This window comes from Salinarimonas rosea DSM 21201 (assembly GCF_000429045.1).
Classification (GTDB): domain Bacteria; phylum Pseudomonadota; class Alphaproteobacteria; order Rhizobiales; family Beijerinckiaceae; genus Salinarimonas; species Salinarimonas rosea.
In genome coordinates, this window is the sequence record NZ_AUBC01000020.1 from 1 (window position 1) to 20,184 (window position 20,184).

Here is a 20,184-nt window from a genome sequence, read left to right on the forward strand (position 1 = left end):
CCGCCTTCGCCGATGCCCACGCCGGCTGGCGCGCGCTCCCGCCGCTCGCCCCCGCGGCGCCGTCGGAGGGCTGGGCCGAGGCCGCACCCGCCCTCGCCGCGCTGGCGCAAGAGATCGGGCGGGCGCGCGCGGCGGTCCGCGAGGCGATGCGCCGGGCGGACGTCCTCCGGGGCGAGATCGAGCGCGAGCGCGCCGCGCGGGACGCGGCGAGCGCGGCGATCGAGGCCCGCCGCGCCGAGCGGGAGGGCCACGACCGCGACGCCGCTTGCGCCCGCGAGATCGTGGCGCGCGCCGCCACCCGCCTCCCCGATCTCGCCGATCGCCGCGCCTCCATCGACCGTGCGTGGGCGCGCGGTCTCGCCGCGACGGGCATCACGCCGGCCGATCTCGACCGCGACGGAGCCGGCGCCCTGCGCGTCCTGGAGAGCCGCGCAGCCGACTACCGCGCACGCGCCGCACGGCGCGAGGATCTCCGCGAGCGGATCGCCGCCGACCGGCTCGCAGCGGCCGCCGCGACGACGTCCGCCGAGAGCGCACGCACCGCGGCCGGGACGGCGCGCGAGGCGTTCGCCGAGGCGGAGGCCGCGCTCTCCGCGCTCCTCTCCGAGCGCGCCGGCCTCCTCGACGGAGAGGCGACGGACGCGCATCGCACGCGCCATCGGGACGCGGCCGCGGCGGCGCGGGAGGCGTACGAGACCGCCCGCACCGCCTGCGAGGCCGCGCGCAGCCGCGCCGCCGTCGCCGTCGCGGCGGTGCGCGCGGGCGAGGACGCGCTCGCGAGGGCCGCGCAGCGCCGGGACGCGGCGGGCGCCGCCTTCGCCTCCGCCTGCACCGCCGCCGGCATCCCCGAGGCCGACGCGCTGGCCCTCCTCGCGGTCGACGCGCGCGAGCGCGAGGCACTGCGGACCCGGCTCGCCGCCGCCGACGACGCCGTGCGCGAGGCGAGCTCACAGCTCGGATTCTGCGAAGCGGCGCTCGCGGACGCCCTCGCCGCCGGCGTGCCCGAGGAGGAGGCCGAGACGCTGGCCACCCGCCGCGGGGCGCTCCTCGACGGCTTGGCCGCCATCGACGAGGCGCTCGTCGCCGCGCGGGTCGCGCTGGAGCAGGACGACCGCGCCCGCACGCAGGCGGGCCGGCTCGAGCAGGAGATCGCGGCGGCCGCCGTGGTGGAGACGCTCTGGCACGAGGTCTCCGATGCGATCGGCTCCGCCGACGGCTCGAAGTTCCGGCGCTACGCGCAGTCGGTCACGCTCGACCACCTGGTCGCCCTCGCCAACCGCCACCTCGCCGCCCTGGCCCCGCGCTACCGGCTGGAGCGGGCCGGCGGCGAGAACGGCGGTGGCGACCTCGGCCTGCAGATCCTCGACCGCGAGCTCGGCGACGCGCGCCGCTCGACCCGCTCGCTCTCGGGCGGCGAGCGCTTCCTGACCTCGCTCGCGCTCGCGCTGGCGCTGTGCTCGCTCGAGGGCCGCGGCTCCTTCGTCGACACGCTGTTCATCGACGAGGGCTTCGGCACGCTGGACGCCGCGACGCTGGACGTCGCCATCGACGCGCTGGAGACGCTGCAGGCGCAGGGGCGCAAGGTCGGCGTGATCAGCCACGTCGAGGCCATGCACCAGCGCATCCCGGTGCAGATCCGGGTGGAGAAGGCCGGCGGCGGCAGGAGCCGCGTGCGGGTGACCGGAGCGGGGCTGCTGGGGGCTTGAGGTGTCATCCCGGATTGCGAAGCAAGTCCGGGACCCAGAGCCACAGGTGCTCTTCGAGCGGCGCGTGAGCGCCGTGGCGGGGACGGCCGGCGGCAGCGTGCGTGGACGCGCGCGCTGGCGCGCACGCTGAGAGATGAGTCGGCGGATCTGGGTCCCGGATCGGCTTCGCCGTCCGGGATGACACGAAAAACCCCGCGGCCGTCTCCGGCCGCGGGGCTCTCGTGTCGGTACGGCGGGCCGCTCAGGCCGCGAGCGAGCGCAGCACGTAGTGCAGGATGCCGCCGTTCTTGTAGTACTCGAGCTCGTCGAGCGTATCGATGCGGCAGACGAGCGGCACCTCGATCGTCGAGCCGTCGGCGCGGGTGATCTCGGCGGTGACCGTCTGGCGCGGCTTGACCTCGGCGAGGCCGCGCAGGCTGACCTGCTCGGCGCCCGTGAGCCCGAGCGACTGCCAGGACGTGCCCTCCTCGAAGACGAGCGGCATCACGCCCATGCCCACCAGGTTCGAGCGGTGGATGCGCTCGAAGGACTGGGCGACGACCGCGCGCACGCCGAGCAGCTTCGTGCCCTTCGCCGCCCAGTCGCGGGACGAGCCCGTGCCGTATTCCTTGCCGGCGAAGACGACCAGCGGCACGCCCTCCTCGGCGTAGCGCATGGCGGCGTCGTAGATGTACATCCGCTCGCCGGAGGGGTGGTGGATGGTGTAGCCGCCCTCGACGATGGCGCCCGTGTCGTCCTTCACCATCTGGTTCTTGATGCGGATGTTGGCGAAGGTGCCCCGCATCATGATCTCGTGGTTGCCGCGACGGGTGCCGTACTGGTTGAAGTCCGCGACCGCGACCTGATGGGACTGCAGGTACGAGCCCGCCGGAGAGGCGACGCGGATGTTGCCGGCCGGCGAGATGTGGTCCGTCGTGATCGAATCGAGGAAGAGGCCCAGGACGCGGGCGTTCTCGATGTCGGTGATCGGCTCCGGCTCCTTGGTGATGCCCTCGAAGTACGGCGGGTTCTGCACGTAGGTCGAGCCCATCTGCCACTCGTAGGTCAGCCCGCCCTCGACCTCGACTGCGCGCCAGTTGTCGTCGCCGGTGAAGACGTCGGCATAGCGCTCGCGGAAGAGCTTGCGCGTCACCGTGCGGTCGATGAACTCCTGGATCTCGGAGGCCGAGGGCCAGATGTCCTTCAGGTAGACCGGCTTGCCGTCCGAGCCCGTGCCGAGCGGCTGGCTCGCGACGTCGACCAGCATCGACCCGGCGATGGCGTAGGCGACGACCAGCGGCGGCGAGGCGAGGTAGTTCGCCCGCACGTCGGGATTGACGCGGCCCTCGAAGTTCCGGTTGCCCGAGAGCACCGAGACGGCGACGAGGTCGTTGTCGTTGATCGCCTTGGAGACCGGCGGCGGCAGCGGGCCGGAATTGCCGATGCAGGTCGTGCAGCCGAATCCGACGAGGTTGAAGCCGAGCGCGTCGAGGTCGTCCTGCAGGCCCGCGTCCTTCAGGTACTCGGCGACGACCTGCGAGCCGGGCGCCAGCGAGGTCTTCACCCACGGCTTCACGGTGAGGCCCTTGGCGACGGCGTTGCGGGCGAGCAGCCCCGCGCCGATCATCACGCTCGGGTTCGAGGTGTTGGTGCACGACGTGATCGCGGCGATCACCACGTCGCCGTGGCCGACGTCGAAGTTCGTGCCCTCGACCTTGTAGCGCTTGCCGTCGAGCGCGGTCTTGAACTCGCTCTCCATGGCGCCCTCGAAGGCGGGCTTGGCGTTCGTCAGAAGCACGCGATCCTGGGGACGCTTGGGACCGGCCATGGAGGGCACGACGTCGCCGAGCTCGAGCGCGAGCGTGTCGGTGTAGACCGGGTCCGGCGTGTCCGCCGCGCGCCACATGCCCTGGGCCCGGGCGTACTCCCGCACCAGCGCGATGCGATCCTCCTCGCGGCCGGAGACCTCGAGATAGTCGATCGTGCGCTGGTCGATCGGGAAGAGGCCGCAGGTCGCGCCGTATTCCGGCGCCATGTTGCCGATCGTCGAGCGGTCGGCGACGGGCATGTCCTCGAGCCCGGGGCCGTAGAACTCGACGAACTTGCCCACCACGCCCTTCTTGCGCAGCATCTCCGTCACGGTGAGCACGAGGTCGGTCGCGGTGACGCCCTCCTTGAGCTTGCCCGTGAGCTTGAAGCCGATCACCTCGGGGATGAGCATGGAGACGGGCTGGCCGAGCATGGCCGCCTCCGCCTCGATGCCGCCGACGCCCCAGCCGAGCACGGCCAGCCCGTTGACCATCGTCGTGTGCGAATCGGTGCCCACCAGCGTGTCGGGATAGGCGACGTCCTCGCCGGTCTCGGGGTCCTTGCGCACCCAGACCGTCTGCGAGATGTACTCGAGGTTGACCTGGTGGCAGATGCCGGTGCCCGGGGGGACGACGGAGAAATTGTCGAAGGCGGACTGGCCCCACTTGAGGAAGCGGTAGCGCTCGCCGTTGCGCTGGTACTCCAGCTCGACGTTGTGCGCGAAGGCCTTGGGCGTGCCGAACTCGTCGACGATGACCGAATGGTCGATGACGAGGTCGACCGGCACGAGCGGGTTGATCCGGGCCGGATCGCCGCCCAGCGCCGCGATGCCGTCGCGCATGGCGGCGAGGTCCACCACCGCCGGCACGCCGGTGAAGTCCTGCATCAGGACGCGGGCGGGGCGGTAGGCGATCTCGCGCCCGGCCTTGCCGCGGTCGTCGAGCCACTTGCCGACGGCCTCGATGTCGTCCTTGGTCACCGTGCGCCCGTCCTCGTGGCGGAGCAGGTTCTCGAGGAGCACCTTCAGCGAGAAGGGCAGCCGGGTCACGCCCGCGAGGCCGTTCTTCTCGGCCTCGGTGAGCGAATAGTAGGTGTAGGTCTTGTCGCCGACGGTGAGAGTGCGGCGGGCGTTGAAGCTATCGAGCGACGTCACTGGCGAATCCTCGCGTGCGCGTTGAACGGACGGTTGGTTTCGGCCTGATGCGCGGGTTGCGCGCGCCGCTCCGGGGGCGCCCGGACTTCTCATGCGCGCGAAAACGGTTAGGACGTCAGTCACGCGGCACGGCGCAGCCAAGGGCCATATAGTGCATTTGCGCGCGCCGCGCTACACGTCCGGGGTCCAGTCCGGACTAATGCTGAAGTGGATTTTCGCCGTTGCGTCTCGTCGCCGAGGATCTGGAGAGCCGCCGCTCTGGCCGGCGCATCTTCGAGGGGGTGTCCTTCGCGCTCGACCCCGGCGAGGCGCTGGTCGTGACCGGGCGCAACGGGGCGGGCAAGTCGACGCTGATCGCGATCCTGTCGGGGCGCCTGCGGCCCGCCGCCGGCCGCGTGACGCTGGAGGGCGCCGGCGAGCGCACGCTCGCCGAATGCCTCCACCTCGTCGGCCATCGCGACGGCCTGAAGAGCGCGCTCACCGCCGGCGAGAACCTGACCTTCGCCGCCGACCTGCTCGGCGCGCGCGGCCTCTCCGCGCGCGAGGCGCTCGAGCGGGTCGGTCTCGCCCATGCGCACGACCTGCCGGTCGCCTATCTCTCCGCCGGGCAGCGCCGGCGCACCGCGCTCGCGCGGCTCCTCGTCGCGCACCGCCCGCTCTGGCTCCTCGACGAGCCGACCTCGGCGCTCGACATCGCCTCGCAGGAGACGCTGGCCCAGCTGATGCGCGCACACCTCGCGGGCGGCGGCATGCTCGTCGTCGCCACCCACCAGGCTTTGGGCCTCGAGAGCCCGAAGCGCCTCGTCATCGAGCCCGCCGTGGCGCGCTCCGAGGCGGCGGACCTCGACGCGGAGGGCGGCTGGTGAGCGCCTTCCTCGCCCTCGTCCGCCGGGACCTGAAGCTGTCGGCCCGCGTGGGCGGCTCCGGCTGGCTCGGCCTCGTCTTCTTCCTGATGATCGTGACGCTCGTGCCCTTCGGGCTCGGGCCGGACCTCAACCTGCTCTCGCGGATCGGCCCGGCCATCCTCTGGATCGGCGCGGTCCTCGCGACGCTGATCGGCCTCGATCGGCTGTTCCAGGCCGACGAGGAAGACGGCTCGCTCGACCTGATGACGGCCTCGCCGCTGCCGCTCGAGCTCGTCGTGCTCGCCAAGGTGATCGCGCACTGGCTCACCACGGGCCTGCCGCTGGCGCTGGCCGCGCCGCTGTTCGGCCTCCTCGTGGCGCTCGACGGCGTGGGGATGGCGGCGGTGAGCGTGACGCTTCTCGTGGGCACGCCGGCGCTCACCTTCATCGGCGCGGTCGGCGCGGCGCTCACCGCCACGATCCGCCGCGGCGGGCTGATCCTGGCGATCCTGGTCCTGCCCCTGATGATCCCGACCCTGATCTTCGGCGTCTCGGCGGCCAACGCCGCGCGCGGCGGCGACATCCCGTTCGGGACGCCGCTCATGATCCTCGCCGCGATCACGCTCGTGACCGCGGTGGTGGGGACCGTGGGAGCGGCGCTGGCGCTGAGGCAGGGGGAGTGAAGGCCGGCGTCAGCCGTCGGCCTTCCCCTCGCCCTTCTTCTGCTCCACCGCCACGATTGCGGGGTAGGCCAGATCGAAGGCCTTGACCTCCTCGATCCGTGCCACGAGCGGACCGAGCCAGACGTAGTCGAGCGGATGGAACAGCCAGAGCCGGCTCTCGGTGCGCACGGCGATCGTGCCGTCGACCTGCTCCATGGCGACGATGTCGTCCCCCGCCTCGAGCTTCGCCTCCCAGGCCTGCTTCACCGGGTGCCAGACCCAGACCTCACGGGCGGAGCGGGCGACGATGAAGTCGCGGCTCGCGGTGGCCACCTTCCAGCGGCCGCCCGGAGGCGCCTCGGCCTTCGCGGGATCGATCGCACCCGACGGCTTGGCGCCGCCCCCCGAGCCGCCGCCCGGAGGCGCCGGGAACGGCGGGAAGGGCCACCACGGCGGCCACCAGGGCGGCGAGGCCGGTGGAGGCGGCGGCGCGGGCTCGAAGCCGCGCGGGTTTCGCGCCAGCCGACCGAGGATCGTCAGCTCGTCCTCGAGATCGTCGATCTTGGCGTCGGCGATCTCCTTCTTGCGCTCGTTGAGCGTCTTGCGCGCGGACTGGAGTTGCTGGCCCAGGCTCTGCGCCTTGCCCGCGTCGAATCCGCCGATCTGCTCGATGATCCCCTCCAGGATCGCGATCTTCTTCTCGATATCGCGTTCCTGCGCCTGCAGCTCCTCGACATAGGGATCGAACGGTCCCCTGGCCTCTTCCGCCATGACGGGCCCCCTTCACGCTCCGTTCCCGGAGACTCCCCAGGGTGGAGCGTACGGCGATGCTCGACAAGCGTAGAAAACCGTAGCCGTCGCCTCCCCTCACCGCATGGGGAGGGCGGCGGGCCTGGGCGGCGGCGGCGGATCTCACCCCACCTGCGCCTCCAGCGCCTCCATGTCCTCGTCCGACAGCCCGAAATGATGGCCGATCTCGTGGATCAGGACGTGGGCGATGATGGCGCCGAGCGTCTCGTCGTGCTCGGCCCAGTAGTCGAGGATGGGGCGGCGATAGAGCCAGATCATGTTGGGGAACTGCCCGGACATCGGCTCGCCGGCCTCGGCGAGGCCGATGCCGCGGAAGAGGCCCAGCAGATCGTATTCGCTCTCGGCCTCGAGCTCGGTGAGCGTCTCCTCGTCCGGCCAGTCGTCGACGCGCACGATCACGTTCGCGGCGAGGTCGCGGAAGGTCCGCGGCAGGCGCGCGAAGGCCTCCTCGGCGAGGCGCTCGAACTCGTCGAGCGCGGGGGCCTTGAGCGCGAGCAGGTCGTCGCCGGGATGCGCCATCGTCGTCAGTACCAGCCCAGCGTCGAGCCGAGCCACACGAGGAGGAAGACGAAGAACGGCACCGCGAGCGCCCGCCCGATCCGCCGCCCCCAGACCTCCATCGGGTCGACCTCGCCGTTCGGCCCCGCGCCGGGCGCGTCGCGCCCGCCGAAGTGATCCGCCATGCGCTTGCCGATCCTGGCTCCCGCCGAGCGGCCGATCGTCTCGGTGTCCTGGTCGACGCGCTCGAGCGTGCGGCGGGATTCCGCCGCGCGGGCGTCGTCGTCGGGGTGCGGGCGACGGGTCGGGGTGGTCGGCGGGGGGATCGGCGGGGTGGTCGGCACGAGCGCCTCCTAGCGGCGGCGCCTCACTGCGCCGCCGTCTCCATTCCCGCCATCTCCCGCACGTCCACGAACCGCCCGGCGATGGCGGCCGCGGCCGCCATGGCGGGTGAGACGAGATGCGTGCGGCCCTTGAAGCCCTGGCGGCCCTCGAAGTTGCGGTTCGAGGTCGAGGCGCAGCGCTCCTCCGGGGAAAGCCGGTCGGCGTTCATGGCGAGGCACATGGAGCAGCCGGGCTCGCGCCACTCGAAGCCGGCGGCGAGGAAGATCTCGTGCAGGCCCTCGGCCTCCGCCTGCATCTTCACGAGGCCGGAGCCCGGGACGATCATGGCCGACACCGTGTCCGCCACACGCTTGCCCTCGACCACCTTCGCCACGGCCCGCAGGTCCTCGATGCGGCCGTTGGTGCACGAGCCGATGAAGACGCGGTCGAGCGTGATGTCGGTGATCCGGGTGCCGGGCTCGAGGCCCATGTACTGCAGCGCCCGCCACTTCGAGGCCCGCTTGTTGGCGTCCGCGATCTCGTCGGGGTTCGGCACGACGCCGGCCACCGAGACGACGTCCTCCGGCGACGTGCCCCAGGAGACGATGGGCGGCAGGTTCGCCGCATCGAGCACGATCTCGCGGTCGAAATGCGCGCCCTCGTCGGTCTTCAGGCTCTCCCAGTAGGCAACCGCCCGGTCCCAGGCCTCGCCCTTGGGGGCCTTGGGGCGGTCCTTCAGGTAGGCGTAGGTCTTCTCGTCGGGCGCGATCAGCCCGGCGCGGGCGCCGCCCTCGATCGACATGTTGCAGATCGTCATCCGGCCCTCCATCGAGAGCTGGCGGATGGCGGAGCCCGCGTACTCGATGACGTGGCCGGTGCCGCCGGCGGTGCCGATCTCGCCGATGATGGCGAGGATGATGTCCTTGGCGGTGACGCCGGCGGGGAGATCCCCCTCGACGCGCACGCGCATGTTCTTCGCCTTGCTCTGGATCAGCGTCTGGGTCGCGAGCACGTGCTCGACCTCGGAGGTGCCGATGCCGTGGGCCAGCGCCCCGAAGGCGCCGTGGGTCGAGGTGTGGCTGTCGCCGCACACGATCGTGGTGCCCGGCAGGGTGAAGCCCTGCTCCGGCCCGACCACGTGGACGATGCCCTGGCGCGCGTCGCGCTCGTCGTAGTACTCGACGCCGAACTCGGCCGCGTTGGTGGCGAGCGTCTCGACCTGGATGCGGCTCTCGGGATCCGCGATCCCGGCGCTGCGGTCGGTCGTCGGCACGTTGTGGTCGACCACCGCGAGGGTACGGCTCGGCTGGCGCACCTTGCGGCCGGCGACGCGCAGGCCCTCGAAGGCCTGGGGCGAGGTGACCTCGTGCACGAGGTGGCGATCGATGTAGAGGAGGCAGGTCCCGTCCGGCTGGGTGTCGACCACGTGGTCGTCCCAGATCTTGTCGTACATCGTGCGGGGCTTCGTCATCGTCTCGACCTCGTGGATACCGTGCCGCCCGAACTTAGCGACGCGCGCGCGCCGTGCAAGGCGTCCCGCCGTCGCGTGGGGCATCCGAAAAACGAAACAGCGCGGCCTCTGTGGGGCCGCGCTGCGCACACGCCTGCCGCGCCGGAGCGCGAGAGCCGGATCACTCCGCGGCGGTGCCCGCCGCGGACGCCTGCTTGGCGGCTTCCTTGGCCGCCTTCTCGGCGGCGGCCTTCTCGGCGCGGGCCTGGTTCTCGACGTCGCGCTGGCGCTGGGCGCGGCGGTCGGTGCGCTCGGCGATGCGGGCCGACTTCCCGCGGCGATCGCGCAGGTAGTAGAGCTTGGCGCGGCGAACCTTGCCGCGGCGCACCACGTCGATCGACTCGATCATCGGCGAGTAGATCGGGAAGACGCGCTCGACGCCCTCGCCGTACGAGATCTTGCGGACCGTGAAGCTCTCCTGGATGCCGCCGCCGTTGCGGGCGATGCACACGCCCTCGTAGGCCTGCACACGGGTGCGGTCGCCTTCGCGGACGCGCACGTTCACGATCACGGTGTCGCCCGGCTCGAAGTCCGGGATGGTCTTGCCGAGCTTGGCGATCTGCTCCTGCTCGAGCTGCTGAATGATGTTCATCGGTCCAACTCCTGCCGTTGCGCGGCCGTGACGACCGGCGCGGGATTTCGGCGTCCTGTTTTGAATTGTGGGGCGCTTTAGCCGATGGCGGAGGGTTTGTCGAGAGGGGTGATGCGGCTAAGCTCTCGCTGACGGGGCGGCCTCCGACGACGAGCGCTATCACGTCCGCCGCCCGCTGCAGGAGGCGTTCGCTGAGCCAGACGCGCGCTTCGTCGCGATGACAGCCGACGACGTCCGCCGGCTTGCGGCGGCTCGGCTGGGCTGAGCGGCGGGTCAGCCGAGGCCGAACCGCGATGTCGTCCGCTCGGGTCGCATCCGGCCGTGCTCGACGGCGCGGATGCGCGCGAGCGCGTCCTCGAGCTCCGCGACGCGCAGCTCGTCGAGATCGCCGCTGCGCATCCTCATCAGGCTCTCGGAAGCAAGGCCGGAAGATGTCGCCGCGTGCTGCGAGTCAGCTGGATCCCGCTCAAGGTACGACAGGATCGCCGAGGCGAGGTCCGCCTTGCGCAGCAGGACCTCCGGCTCGGGCAGGTTGAGATCCTCGAAGACGTTGCCGGTCCCGAAGGCGGCGTCCTTCGCGTCCATGAGCTCATCTCCCTCGGCCACCGAGGCCACGTTCGGCACGAGACCGATCGGCCTCGTCCAGCATAGCACGAATTTCTTGGCGACCCTCTTCGCTCTCACGAAAAGCACGAAGCCGCGCAAGCCGCGAGACAATGCGATCCAGATCCTTCTTCGGCGTTCCGACTCCCGAACTCGCCCGCTTCTCGAAGACGTCGATCACCCACAGGCCTTCCGGGAAAGAAGCGGCTACGGCCGTTCGATAGGTGTTGCCGTCTTCCCCATCGGCAACGAGCTTCACGATGCCCCGAAGTCGCCTATCCTCTCCGAATGCCCTGATGTTCTCGTCGTGAGCCTCTTCCCCGTTCTGCAGGCGCCGGAGGCGAAAGCCGATCCGCCGCTTCACATCGTCCGGAAGTGCACCGACTTCGCGACGCGACGGCCCGAACCATCGTAGCGGCCTGAGTTCAGGCATCCGTCTCCGCTCCCGTCCTGAAGGTTCACGGGGCAGAACCGACGGCAATGACCAGAACGAGCCTACCGCAGTCGATGAATGAATGCAATCTCTAATTGCTAGTTGTTGCTTCGTGTAGCCTTAGACCACCCGCGGGCGTATGGAGGGCCGTCCCGGGTGACGAGACGGCCCTCCCCTGCCCGCTCAATGCAGCGCGGCGCCCGTCGGCTTCAGCCGCGCCGCGCGGTCCTCGCCGGCCGCGTACTCGCCGATCATCAGCCCGAGCGGGCCGACGGTCACCGGCACGGTCTCGCCGTCCTTCACGGCGCCCGACAGGATCAGCTCGGCGAGCGGGTCCTGCACGGACTTCTGGATCACGCGCTTGAGGGGACGCGCGCCGTAGGCCGGGTCCCAGCCCTTCTCGGCGAGCCAGTCGCGGGCCTCCGGGGCGAGCTCGACGACGATCTTGCGCTCCTCCAGCAGCTTGGCGAGCCGGCGCATCTGGATGTCGACGATGGCGCCCATCTCGCTCCTCTGGAGCCGGTGGAAGAGGATGATCTCGTCCACGCGGTTGAGGAATTCCGGCCGGAAGGCCGAACGCACCACCCCCATCACCTCGTCGCGCACGGCCTCGGAATCCTGGCCCTCCGGCTGGTTCACCAGGTACTCGGCGCCGAGGTTCGAGGTCATCACGATCAGCGTGTTGCGGAAGTCGACCGTGCGGCCCTGCCCGTCCGTCAGGCGCCCGTCGTCGAGCACCTGGAGGAGGACGTTGAACACGTCCGGATGCGCCTTCTCGATCTCGTCGAACAGCACGACCTGGTAGGGCCGCCGGCGCACGGCCTCGGTGAGCGCCCCGCCCTCCTCGTAGCCGACGTAGCCCGGAGGCGCGCCGATCAGGCGGGCGACGGAGTGCTTCTCCATGTATTCCGACATGTCGAGCCGCACGAGCGCCGTCTCGTCGTCGAACAGGAACTGGGCCAGCGCCTTGGTCAGCTCGGTCTTGCCCACGCCCGTCGGGCCGAGGAACATGAACGAGCCGATCGGTCGGTTCGGGTCCTGGAGGCCGGCGCGGGCGCGCCGCACCGCGGTCGAGACCGCGATCACGGCCTCCGCCTGGCCGACGACGCGCTTGGCGATCGCCTCCTCCATGCGCAGGAGCTTCTCGCGCTCGCCCTCGAGCATCTTGTCGACGGGCACGCCGGTCCAGCGCGAGACGACGGAGGCGACATGGTCGGGCGTCACCGCCTCCTCCATCAGCCCCTTGTCCCCGCCATCGGCCTCGCCGCCCTTCGCCTCGATCTCCGCGAGCTCGCGCTCGAGCTGCGGGATCTCGCCGTAGGCGAGCTCGCCGGCGCGCTGGTACTCGCCCTTGCGCTGCGCCTGGGCGAGCTCGGTGCGGGCCTCGTCGAGGCGCTTCTTGATGTCGGCGGCGCGGCCGAGCTTGTTCTTCTCCGCCTGCCAGCGCTCGGTGATCGCGGCCGACTGGGACTCGAGATCGGCGAGCTCGCCTTCGAGCTTGGCCAGCCGATCCTTGGAGGCCGCGTCCGTCTCCTTCTTGAGCGCCTCGCCCTCGATCTTCAGGCGCACGATCTCGCGGTCGATCGAGTCGAGCTCCTCGGGCTTCGAATCCACCTGCATGCGCAGGCGCGCCGACGCCTCGTCGACGAGGTCGATCGCCTTGTCCGGCAGGAAGCGGTCGGTGATGTAGCGGTTCGACAGGGTCGCGGCGGCGACGATCGCGGAATCGGTGATGCGCACGCCGTGATGCTGCTCGTACTTCTCCTTGAGGCCGCGCAGGATCGAGACCGTGTCCTCCACGGTGGGCTCCGACACGAACACCGGCTGGAAGCGCCGCGCCAGAGCCGCGTCCTTCTCGACGTGCTTGCGGTACTCGTCGAGCGTGGTGGCGCCGACGCAGTGCAGCTCGCCGCGGGCGAGCGCGGGCTTCAGGAGGTTCGAGGCGTCCATCGCCCCGTCCGCCTTGCCGGCGCCGACCAGCGTGTGCATCTCGTCGATGAACAGGACGATGCCGCCCTCGGCCGAGGTGACCTCCTGCAGCACGGCCTTCAGCCGCTCCTCGAACTCGCCGCGGTACTTCGCGCCGGCGATGAGCGCGCCCATGTCGAGGGCGAGAAGGCTCTTGTCCTTCAGGCTCTCGGGCACGTCGCCGTTGACGATGCGCAGGGCCAGCCCCTCGACGATGGCGGTCTTGCCGACGCCGGGCTCGCCGATCAGGACGGGATTGTTCTTGGTGCGCCGCGACAGGACCTGGATCGCGCGGCGGATCTCCTCGTCGCGGCCGATGACCGGGTCGAGCTTGCCCTCGCGCGCCGCTTCGGTGAGGTCGCGGGCGTACTTCTTGAGCGCGTCGTAGGCGTTCTCGGCGGACGCGCTGTCGGCGGTGCGGCCCTTGCGGATGGCGTTGATCGCCTGGTTCAGCGAGGCCGCCGTGACGCCGGCCTTGGCGAGCGCCTTGCCGGCCTCCGTGTCCTTCTCCACCGCGAGCGCCAGCAGCAGCCGCTCGACGGTGACGAACGTGTCACCCGCCTTGTCCGCGGCCTTCTCGGCGGCGTCGAAGACGCGCGCGAGCGCCGGCTGGAGATAGAGCTGGCCGCCGCCGCCCTCGACCTTGGGCATGCGCGCGAGCGCCTGCTCGACGAGCTGACGCGCGACCTTGGCGTCGCCGCCGGCGCTGCCGATCAGCCCCGACGCCATGCCCTCGGGATCGTCGAGGAGCACCTTCAGCACGTGCTCGGGGGAGAATTGCTGGTGGCCCTCCCGCAGGGCCAGGGTCTGGGCGGACTGCAGGAAGCCCCGCGTGCGCTCGGTGTACTTCTCGATGTTCATGGCGCAAACCTTCATGACGGGCGGCGGGCGCCCTCCAGGGAGGCACGCGCGCCGCAGGACGCATCATCCGGCCCTCGCGACGAGCGACCGGCTCCGCTCTCACATGGGTGTGACATTTCTGCCGCGCAAGCCGGTGCGGGGCTTTACGGAGGGGCGCTCGCCCCGCCCGGCGTCACACCGTCTTCCACAGCAGCGCGCCCACGCCGGCGACGATGAGCGCCATCCCGGCGAGCTCGCGCCGGCTCGTCGCCTGCGCGAACAGGCGCCGCGAGACGATCTGGGCGAAGACGACCTCGACGAGGGCGAGCGTGCGCACGTTCGCCGCCGAGGTCAGCGCGAAGCCGAGGAACCAGAACTGCGAGGCGAGCGCGCCGAGGAAGCCCGCGCTCGCCGACCCGCGCCATTCCCGCAGCGAGCCCACGAGCGCGCGCCGGTCGAAGAGCGCGAGGTAGACGAGGAGGATCGCCGTCTGGAGCAGGAGCGCCGCGACCAGCGCGGCCGACGCGCGCACCAGGAAGCCGCCGTCCTCGAACGCGAGGATCGCGCCGCGGTATCCCACCGCCGAGAGCCCGAACCCGGCCGCCGCCAGCAGCCCCAGCAGGGCGGGGCGCAGGCCGCCTGCGGTGAGCTTGCCCGGCGTGTGCGAGACGAGGATGACGCCCGCCGTCGCGACCGCGATGGCGGCGAGCATCGGCCCGGTGACGGGATCGCCGATCACCGCGATGGCGAAGAGGGCGGTGAGCACGGGCTCGGTCTTCAGGTAGGCGGTGACGACGGAGAAGGCGCGCTCGCGCATGGCCGCCAGCATCAGCGCGGTCGCGGCGATCTGGGCCAGCGCGCCGACGACGAGGAAACCGGCGAACCCCTCGCCGGGGCGCGGCAGCGACTCGCCGGTGGCCGCGAGCGCGACGACGAGGAAGAGCGCGGCGAAGGGCAAGCCGAAGAGGAAGCGCACCTGCGTCGCCCCGATCGTGCCGATTTTCGCCGTGAGATCGCGCTGGAGCGCGTTGCGCCCCGTCTGCGCCACGGCGGCGGCGAGCGTGACCGGGATCCACAGGAGAGTGATGTCCATCGCGCGCGTCCGTCGTCCCACGCGCGGCAGGATGCGCGCGTTTCTCGCGTGCGTTCCTGTGAGCACGCGCCCGTGCGCCGGCGCAAGTGCGCAGCGGGGAGGAGAGGAATGCATGCCTGCGTCGGCCAATTCCCGCCACGATCTGGAATTAGGCGGCACGTTTCGGTATGGTCCCCTCCAGCCGCCGGTCGCCGTCGCGTCCGTCTCCCGCCCGAAGAGCCCGGAGCCCGACCCCTGCTCATGCGTGCGCCTCTCCAAGCGATCGCCGCGATCTCGCCCGCCGCGACCACCCGTGGCCTCCTCGCCGCGATGCTCCTCGTTCTCGCCACACTCGGCCCCCTCGCCGGGCCGGCGCGCGCGCAGATCGACGACGCGCCGCTGCTGCTCGCCGACCTCGACAGCGGCGCGGTCATCTTCGAGCGCAATGCCACGATGCCGTGGTATCCCGCCTCCCTCACCAAGATGATGACCGCCTACGTCGCCCTCGACGCGGTGCGCAACGGGCGCGCGGCGATGAACTCGCTCCTCGTCGTCTCGGAGAAGGCGGCCTCGATGCCGCCGTCGAAGATGGGCTTCGCGCCCGGCTCGCAGATCACCCTCGACAACGCGCTCAAGATCATCATGGTCAAGTCGGCGAACGACGTCGCCTGGACCATCGCCGAGAATCTCGGCGGCGGCTCCGTCGACACGTTCGTGGCGGAGATGAACGCGACCGCGCGCCGGCTCGGCATGACCGACAGCCGCTTCACCAACCCGAGCGGCCTGCCCGATCTCTCCAAGCGCACGACGGCCCGGGACATGGCGATCCTGGCCCAGGCCCTGTGGCGCGACTTCCCCGGCCAGCGTGCGCTCTGGGGCATGGACGCCATCACCTACGGCTCGTCGGTGATGAAGAACCACAACGGCATCATCGGCCGCTATGCCGGCGCGACCGGCATGAAGACCGGCTATGTCTGCTCGTCGGGCTTCAACGTCGTCGCCACCGCAGAGCGCAACGGCCGGCGGCTCGTCGCCGTGGTGCTCGGCCAGATGTCGTCGCACGAGCGAACGGCGCTCACCGCCTCGCTGCTCGAGCACGGCTTCCAGTCGCGCGGCCTGTTCGGCGGCTTCGGCGGCGGGCGCTCGCTGGCCTCGCTGCCGCGCTCGGCCGTGACCTCGCCGCCGGACTTGCGGCCGATCGTCTGCGATCCGAACCGGCGCCGCGGCGGCGAGAGCGACGACGACACGGACGCGATCGTCGTCGCCGGCGCGCCCCCCGGCGCCTCCGACGCGCTGGCCTTCTTCGCCCAGCAGCGCACGACGCTGCCGCGGGTCGACCTGCCGGAGCGCCGGGCGGCCGAGCCCGTGCGCGTGTTCCTCGGCCTCCCGGAGGGCGTCTCCGCGCCGCCGACGCTGGCTGCGAGCGCGACCGCGCCGCGTCCGCTCGGCGCGGGCCTGCCGCTCGACATCCTGCCGCCGCCGCGCAACGTGCCGCTGATCCCCGGCCTGCCGCCGCCGGAGGCGCCGCCCACGGTCATGACCCGGCTGCCGCCCCCGCGCCCGGCGTTCTGACGGGGCGCGGCGGCAGCCGGTGCGCGGCCTCAGAGCGGCCAGCGCTCCAGCCGGTACGCGCCGTCCCAGAACAGGTACTCGAGCCGGGTCGCGGCCGTGTAGGCCTCGTGCATGCGCGCGACGAGCGCGGGCGAGGCGTCGCCCGCGGCCTCGTCGGTCGCCTCGATCATGCGGGCGACCGCATCGTGGAAGTCCTCGCCGGCATAGGTGTCGATCCAGGCCTGGTAGGGATTCTCCGGCGCCGCGCGGCCGTGGATGTCGCGCCCGACCTCGGCGTAGATCCAGAAGCACGGCAGCAGCGCGGCGAGCACCACCTCGTAGGGCTCCGCGAAGGCGGTGGCCGTGAGGTAGGAGACGTAGTGGTGCGCGCTCGGCTGGACCGGCGTCGCCCGGAAGGCGGCGGCGTCGATGCCGTATTGCTCGAAGAACGAGCCGTGCAGCGCCCGCTCCACCACGATCGCCCCCTCCGCCGCCTTGGCGAACTGCACGATCCGCTCGGGCTCGCGCGCCTTCGCGGCGGCGAGGGCCAGCGCCCGGCCGAAGCCGATCAGGTAGTGGGCGTCCTGGACGATGTAGTGGACGAAGCGCTCGCGCGAGAGCCGGCCCTGCGCCAGCTCGGCGTTGAAGGGCATGGTGCGGATCGTCTCGTAGGCGGCGCGGTTGTGCGCCCAGGCGTCCTCGGAGAAGGGCATGACGGTCGGCTCCTCGCGGCTGGTGATCGGCGTCCCCCGCACCTCGCGCACCCGCACGGCGATTTCCAGCCCCGTCGGCGCACGCCCCGGTGGGCTCACTCCACGACGCGCAGGGCCTTGCCCTCGAGCACCCGCAGCACGCGGCCGAGCTCCTGGCCGCGCTTCATCACGAGCCCCGAGGCGGCGACGACCGCGTAGGCGCCCTGACGGCGGGCGAGCCTGGGGTCCTTCTCGATGCGGTAGAGCGGCATCTCCGAGGCGCGGCGGAAGACGGCGAAGACGGCCTTGTCCTTGCGGAAGTCGATCGCGTAGTCGCGCCACTCGCCGGCGGCGACCATGCGGCCGTAGACGTTGAGGATGGTGCGCAGCTCGTCGCGATCGAAGGATACCCGGGCGTCCTGGCCATGCGCGGCGGGGAAGGACACCACCGTCCCGCCGCGCTTCGGCTGCGCCGTCTCGCCGTCGCTCATCGCGCCTCCTCGCCTCGGCGGCCGCTCTCTCCGGCACCGCTCGGGTCGTCCGTCGTGCTCCCGTCATGATGGAGACGGCGGGCCCGCCGTGCAAGCGTGGGCGGGCCTCGCGGCCGGCGCCGCTCAGCGCTGCGGCGCGGCCGCGGCGATGGCGAGGAAGTCCGCCGCCTTCAGGCTCGCGCCGCCGACGAGCGCGCCGTCGACGTTCGCGACCGCGAGGATCTCGGCGGCGTTCCCGGGCTTCACCGAGCCGCCGTAGAGGATGCGCATGGCCGCGACCTCGTCCGCCGGCGCCTTGGCCGCGAGCGCCTCGCGCACGGCGGCGTGCATCTCGCCGATATCGTCGAGAGTCGGCACGAGGCCGGTGCCGATCGCCCAGACGGGCTCGTAGGCGATCACGGTCGTCGCGGCGGCGAGCCCCTCCGGAAGCGATCCGTCGAGCTGGCCCCGCACGACCTCGAGCGCGCGGCCGGCCTCGCGCTCCTCCCGGGTCTCGCCGACGCAGACGATGGCGACGAGCCCGGCGCGGTGCGCGGCGGCGAGCTTGGCGCGCACGTCGGCGTCGCTCTCCGCGTGGTCGGCGCGGCGCTCGGAATGGCCCACGATGACGTGGGTCGCGCCGGCATCCGCCAGCATCTCCGCCGAGACGTCGCCCGTGTGCGCGCCCGCTGCCTGCGGATGGCAATCCTGGCCGCCGACGGCGACGCCCGACCCGCTCAGCCGCTCGGCCATGCGATGGACGAGGGTCGCGGGAGGGCACAGCGCGAGGTCGACCCGCCCGGCGAGCGCGCCCGCCTCCGCCGCGACGGCGTCCGCCTCGGCGAGCGCGGCGGCGAGGCCGTTCATCTTCCAGTTCCCGGCGACGAAGGGACGGGGCTGCGGCATGTCGTGCTCCTGTTCGGCTGGTCGGGCGTCGCCGCCGTTCCTACAGCCTCTCGCGCGCGGGCTCAAATCGACGCGGCGCGCGCATCGCGTTGATTTGCGTCCGCGCCGATGCTACCTCGGAGCCGTGGCCCCTGTGGCGGAATTGGTAGACGCGCTCGACTCAAAATCGAGTTCCGCAAGGAGTGCTGGTTCGATCCCGGCCAGGGGCACCACGGCTTTCGAGGGCCGTCGGATTTCTCGCGTCTTCGGGCCGTTCGGCCCGCCTCGTCTTTTTCTACACGTGGGACAGCATTGTTGCCCGTCCGGCCGGGGACGACGCTTCGCATGGCGCGAGCACCCGTCGGCGGACACGCTTCGCTCGATCCGGGAGTGTCCGCGCGCCCCGGACGCCGCGCCCGCCGCCCGCCACGGCTCCCGGTCCCGGTTCGTGCCGGGTCGCGGGATCGCGCGGCGTGAGGCGCCTGGAGGGCGAAACCGACGTAGCGTCGTTCTCGCGTTCGAAGTACGCTTCTGGATATGCGCTTCCGCCCCTCGCTCGGCCGGCACAAGGGTCTTCCGACGCTCCTGGCGGGCCAGGTCCCGGCCGATTTCGCCGACTGGCTGGATTTCGTCGCGATCGGGGCGCTGCTCGGCTTCGTCTGGCAGGTCGAGCCGGTGGTCTTCGCCTGGCTCGGCGTGGCGATCGGGCTGCCGTACCTGATCGTCGGGCCGGTCGCCGGCGTTCTGGCCGACCGGTGGGACCTGCGGCGCGTGCTGATCCTCAGCAATCTCGGACGGGCGGTGGCGACGCTGGCGCTGGCGTTCGTCGGGTCGGTGCCGGCACTCCTCGCCGTGGCCTTCCTGCGCGGCAGCATCGATTCCTTCTTCGGCCCCGCCAAGCAGGCGGCGATCCAGGCGATCGTCCCCGAGGACGACCGGCTGGCCGCCAACGGCGTCAGCCATGCGATCAACCAGGCCTCGAAGGTCGTCGGCCCGTCGGTCGGGGGCGCCCTGCTGATCGGTCTCGATCCGCAGGCCGTGTTCCTGGCCAATGCCGTCGTGTCGGCCGTGGCGGCGGCGATCCTGATCGGGCTGCCCCGGTCGCTGAAGCCCGCTGCCCCGCCCGGCGGCCCGGACCCGCGGTCGATGATCCGCGAGCTGCGCGAGGGTTTCGCCGAGGTTCGGACGAAGCCGGTCGTCGCGGTCAGCCTGTCGCTGATGGCGGCCGGCTACTTCGCGATCTCCGTCTACGACGCGTTCATTCCCTTGCTCGTCCGCGCCTACGGCTTCGAGGAGGGGGTGTTCGCCCTGGCGATCGCCGCGGTCGGCGCCGGCGGCGTCGCCGGTGCGCTCGCGGTCGGCGCGCTGGGCCGGGCCGGCGGCGGCTTCGGCCTCATCGGTGCCGGCTGCGTCGTCGCGGGTGCGCTGGTCATGGGGCTCGGCGTGGCGCCGCTGATCGACGTGGCGATGCCGTCGGCGACCTTCGTCGGCGTCTTCGCGCTCGTCGGCGCGGCGACCGCCGTCGTCATCGTACCGTTCCGGACCCTGCTGCAGCGGCATGCCGAGCCCTCGCGCATGGCGCGCGTCTTCGCCGCCAGCGAGGCGTTGAACGTCACCGCCATGCTGGGCGCACCGTTCATCGGCGCCCTCGTCGCCGACATCGCCGGAACCGGCGCGCCGTTCGTCGCCGGCGGCGCCGTGATGATGCTTCTTGCGGTCGCGGCGGGGATCGCCGCCCTGCGATTTCGCTGACGGCGGTCCGGCGGCGCGCCGCGGAGGCGC

General features: G+C 71.9%; 18 protein-coding genes and 1 tRNA gene. 6 read left to right on the forward strand and 13 right to left on the reverse strand.

Features of this window, described 5'->3' with window-relative positions:
• Positions 1–1,706 (forward strand): SbcC/MukB-like Walker B domain-containing protein (locus G407_RS0115930; protein WP_029031620.1); only part of this gene is annotated, 1,706 nt, incomplete at its 5' end.
• A gap of 241 nt (positions 1,707–1,947) precedes the next feature.
• Here G407_RS0115930 and acnA read toward each other — a convergent pair.
• A complete protein-coding gene (gene acnA / locus G407_RS0115935) occupies positions 1,948–4,647 on the reverse strand; it encodes an aconitate hydratase AcnA (protein ID WP_029031621.1) in 2,700 nt (899 codons plus the stop codon).
• Positions 4,648–4,868: 221 nt separating this feature from the next.
• On the opposite strand from acnA, the gene ccmA reads away from it, so the two are divergent.
• Both ccmA and ccmB read left to right on the forward strand, forming a co-directional pair.
• A complete protein-coding gene (gene ccmA, locus G407_RS0115940) occupies positions 4,869–5,513 on the forward strand; it encodes a heme ABC exporter ATP-binding protein CcmA (protein WP_029031622.1) in 645 nt (214 codons plus the stop codon).
• A complete protein-coding gene (ccmB, locus tag G407_RS0115945) occupies positions 5,507–6,175 on the forward strand; it encodes a heme exporter protein CcmB (RefSeq protein ID WP_029031697.1) in 669 nt (222 codons plus the stop codon). The genes ccmA and ccmB overlap by 7 nt, the downstream gene beginning before the upstream one ends.
• A gap of 9 nt (positions 6,176–6,184) precedes the next feature.
• On the opposite strand, the gene G407_RS0115950 is transcribed toward ccmB, so the two are convergent.
• The 9 genes from G407_RS0115950 to G407_RS0115985 all read right to left on the reverse strand — a co-directional run bounded on the left by G407_RS0115950 (position 6,185) and on the right by G407_RS0115985 (position 14,825).
• Positions 6,185–6,925: a hypothetical protein gene (locus G407_RS0115950; protein WP_029031623.1), complete on the reverse strand. Its 741-nt coding sequence runs from the start codon at positions 6,923–6,925 to the stop codon at positions 6,185–6,187.
• A gap of 141 nt (positions 6,926–7,066) precedes the next feature.
• Positions 7,067–7,483, reverse strand: a complete 417-nt coding sequence (locus tag G407_RS0115955; RefSeq protein WP_029031624.1) for a metallopeptidase family protein — start codon at positions 7,481–7,483, stop codon at positions 7,067–7,069.
• A gap of 5 nt (positions 7,484–7,488) precedes the next feature.
• The gene (locus G407_RS28100; RefSeq protein WP_245259103.1) at positions 7,489–7,806 is read right to left on the reverse strand and encodes a hypothetical protein; all 318 of its coding nucleotides are present in this window, start codon (positions 7,804–7,806) and stop codon (positions 7,489–7,491) included.
• Between the two features lie 23 nt (positions 7,807–7,829).
• On the reverse strand, positions 7,830–9,257 hold the full coding sequence (gene leuC / locus G407_RS0115965) for a 3-isopropylmalate dehydratase large subunit (protein WP_029031625.1): 1,428 nt from the start codon (positions 9,255–9,257) through the stop codon (positions 7,830–7,832).
• A gap of 160 nt (positions 9,258–9,417) precedes the next feature.
• Entirely contained in the window at positions 9,418–9,888 is a 471-nt protein-coding gene (gene rplS, locus G407_RS0115970) for a 50S ribosomal protein L19 (protein ID WP_029031626.1), read from the reverse strand.
• A 273-nt stretch (positions 9,889–10,161) separates the two neighbouring features.
• Complete coding sequence (locus G407_RS0115975) at positions 10,162–10,473, reverse strand: hypothetical protein (protein ID WP_084327569.1); 312 nt, start codon at positions 10,471–10,473, stop codon at positions 10,162–10,164.
• A gap of 4 nt (positions 10,474–10,477) precedes the next feature.
• The gene (locus tag G407_RS31245; protein ID WP_084327570.1) at positions 10,478–10,924 is read right to left on the reverse strand and encodes a type II toxin-antitoxin system RelE/ParE family toxin; all 447 of its coding nucleotides are present in this window, start codon (positions 10,922–10,924) and stop codon (positions 10,478–10,480) included.
• Between the two features lie 183 nt (positions 10,925–11,107).
• Entirely contained in the window at positions 11,108–13,753 is a 2,646-nt protein-coding gene (clpB, locus tag G407_RS0115980) for an ATP-dependent chaperone ClpB (RefSeq protein WP_029031628.1), read from the reverse strand.
• 172 nt (positions 13,754–13,925) lie between these two features.
• Positions 13,926–14,825: an EamA family transporter gene (locus tag G407_RS0115985; RefSeq protein WP_029031629.1), complete on the reverse strand. Its 900-nt coding sequence runs from the start codon at positions 14,823–14,825 to the stop codon at positions 13,926–13,928.
• Between the two features lie 240 nt (positions 14,826–15,065).
• Between G407_RS0115985 and G407_RS28105 the strand changes: the two genes are divergently transcribed.
• Positions 15,066–16,376: a D-alanyl-D-alanine carboxypeptidase family protein gene (locus G407_RS28105; protein ID WP_052341453.1), complete on the forward strand. Its 1,311-nt coding sequence runs from the start codon at positions 15,066–15,068 to the stop codon at positions 16,374–16,376.
• Between the two features lie 29 nt (positions 16,377–16,405).
• Here G407_RS28105 and tenA read toward each other — a convergent pair whose 3' ends face one another.
• The 3 genes from tenA to tpiA all read right to left on the reverse strand — a co-directional run bounded on the left by tenA (position 16,406) and on the right by tpiA (position 18,423).
• Entirely contained in the window at positions 16,406–17,068 is a 663-nt protein-coding gene (gene tenA, locus G407_RS0115995) for a thiaminase II (RefSeq protein ID WP_029031630.1), read from the reverse strand.
• Positions 17,069–17,163: 95 nt separating this feature from the next.
• Positions 17,164–17,538, reverse strand: a complete 375-nt coding sequence (locus G407_RS0116000) for a DUF2794 domain-containing protein (protein ID WP_029031631.1) — start codon at positions 17,536–17,538, stop codon at positions 17,164–17,166.
• Between the two features lie 123 nt (positions 17,539–17,661).
• The gene (gene tpiA, locus G407_RS0116005) at positions 17,662–18,423 is read right to left on the reverse strand and encodes a triose-phosphate isomerase (protein ID WP_029031632.1); all 762 of its coding nucleotides are present in this window, start codon (positions 18,421–18,423) and stop codon (positions 17,662–17,664) included.
• A gap of 127 nt (positions 18,424–18,550) precedes the next feature.
• Between tpiA and G407_RS0116010 the strand changes: the two genes are divergently transcribed.
• Positions 18,551–18,635 (forward strand) — tRNA-Leu (locus tag G407_RS0116010).
• 304 nt (positions 18,636–18,939) lie between these two features.
• Positions 18,940–20,154, forward strand: coding sequence for an MFS transporter (locus tag G407_RS0116015; RefSeq protein WP_029031633.1), 1,215 nt, complete (start codon positions 18,940–18,942; stop codon positions 20,152–20,154).
• The last annotated feature ends 30 nt before the right edge of the window (positions 20,155–20,184 follow it).

Excerpts from the sequence above, each read along its gene's own strand:
- leuC (WP_029031625.1), bottom strand. The coding sequence starts at position 9,257 with ATGACGAAGCCCCGCACGATGTACGACAAGATCTGGGACGACCACGTG.
- G407_RS28105 (WP_052341453.1), top strand. The coding sequence starts at position 15,066 with ATGCGTGCGCCTCTCCAAGCGATCGCCGCGATCTCGCCCGCCGCGACC.
- G407_RS0116015 (WP_029031633.1), top strand. The coding sequence starts at position 18,940 with ATGCGCTTCCGCCCCTCGCTCGGCCGGCACAAGGGTCTTCCGACGCTC.
- G407_RS0115950 (WP_029031623.1), bottom strand. The coding sequence starts at position 6,925 with ATGGCGGAAGAGGCCAGGGGACCGTTCGATCCCTATGTCGAGGAGCTG.
- G407_RS31245 (WP_084327570.1), bottom strand. The coding sequence starts at position 10,924 with ATGCCTGAACTCAGGCCGCTACGATGGTTCGGGCCGTCGCGTCGCGAA.
- clpB (WP_029031628.1), bottom strand. The coding sequence starts at position 13,753 with ATGAACATCGAGAAGTACACCGAGCGCACGCGGGGCTTCCTGCAGTCC.
- G407_RS0115975 (WP_084327569.1), bottom strand. The coding sequence starts at position 10,473 with ATGGACGCGAAGGACGCCGCCTTCGGGACCGGCAACGTCTTCGAGGAT.
- G407_RS0115955 (WP_029031624.1), bottom strand. The coding sequence starts at position 7,483 with ATGGCGCATCCCGGCGACGACCTGCTCGCGCTCAAGGCCCCCGCGCTC.
- rplS (WP_029031626.1), bottom strand. The coding sequence starts at position 9,888 with ATGAACATCATTCAGCAGCTCGAGCAGGAGCAGATCGCCAAGCTCGGC.
- G407_RS0115985 (WP_029031629.1), bottom strand. The coding sequence starts at position 14,825 with ATGGACATCACTCTCCTGTGGATCCCGGTCACGCTCGCCGCCGCCGTG.
- tenA (WP_029031630.1), bottom strand. The coding sequence starts at position 17,068 with ATGCCCTTCTCCGAGGACGCCTGGGCGCACAACCGCGCCGCCTACGAG.
- G407_RS0116000 (WP_029031631.1), bottom strand. The coding sequence starts at position 17,538 with ATGAGCGACGGCGAGACGGCGCAGCCGAAGCGCGGCGGGACGGTGGTG.
- tpiA (WP_029031632.1), bottom strand. The coding sequence starts at position 18,423 with ATGCCGCAGCCCCGTCCCTTCGTCGCCGGGAACTGGAAGATGAACGGC.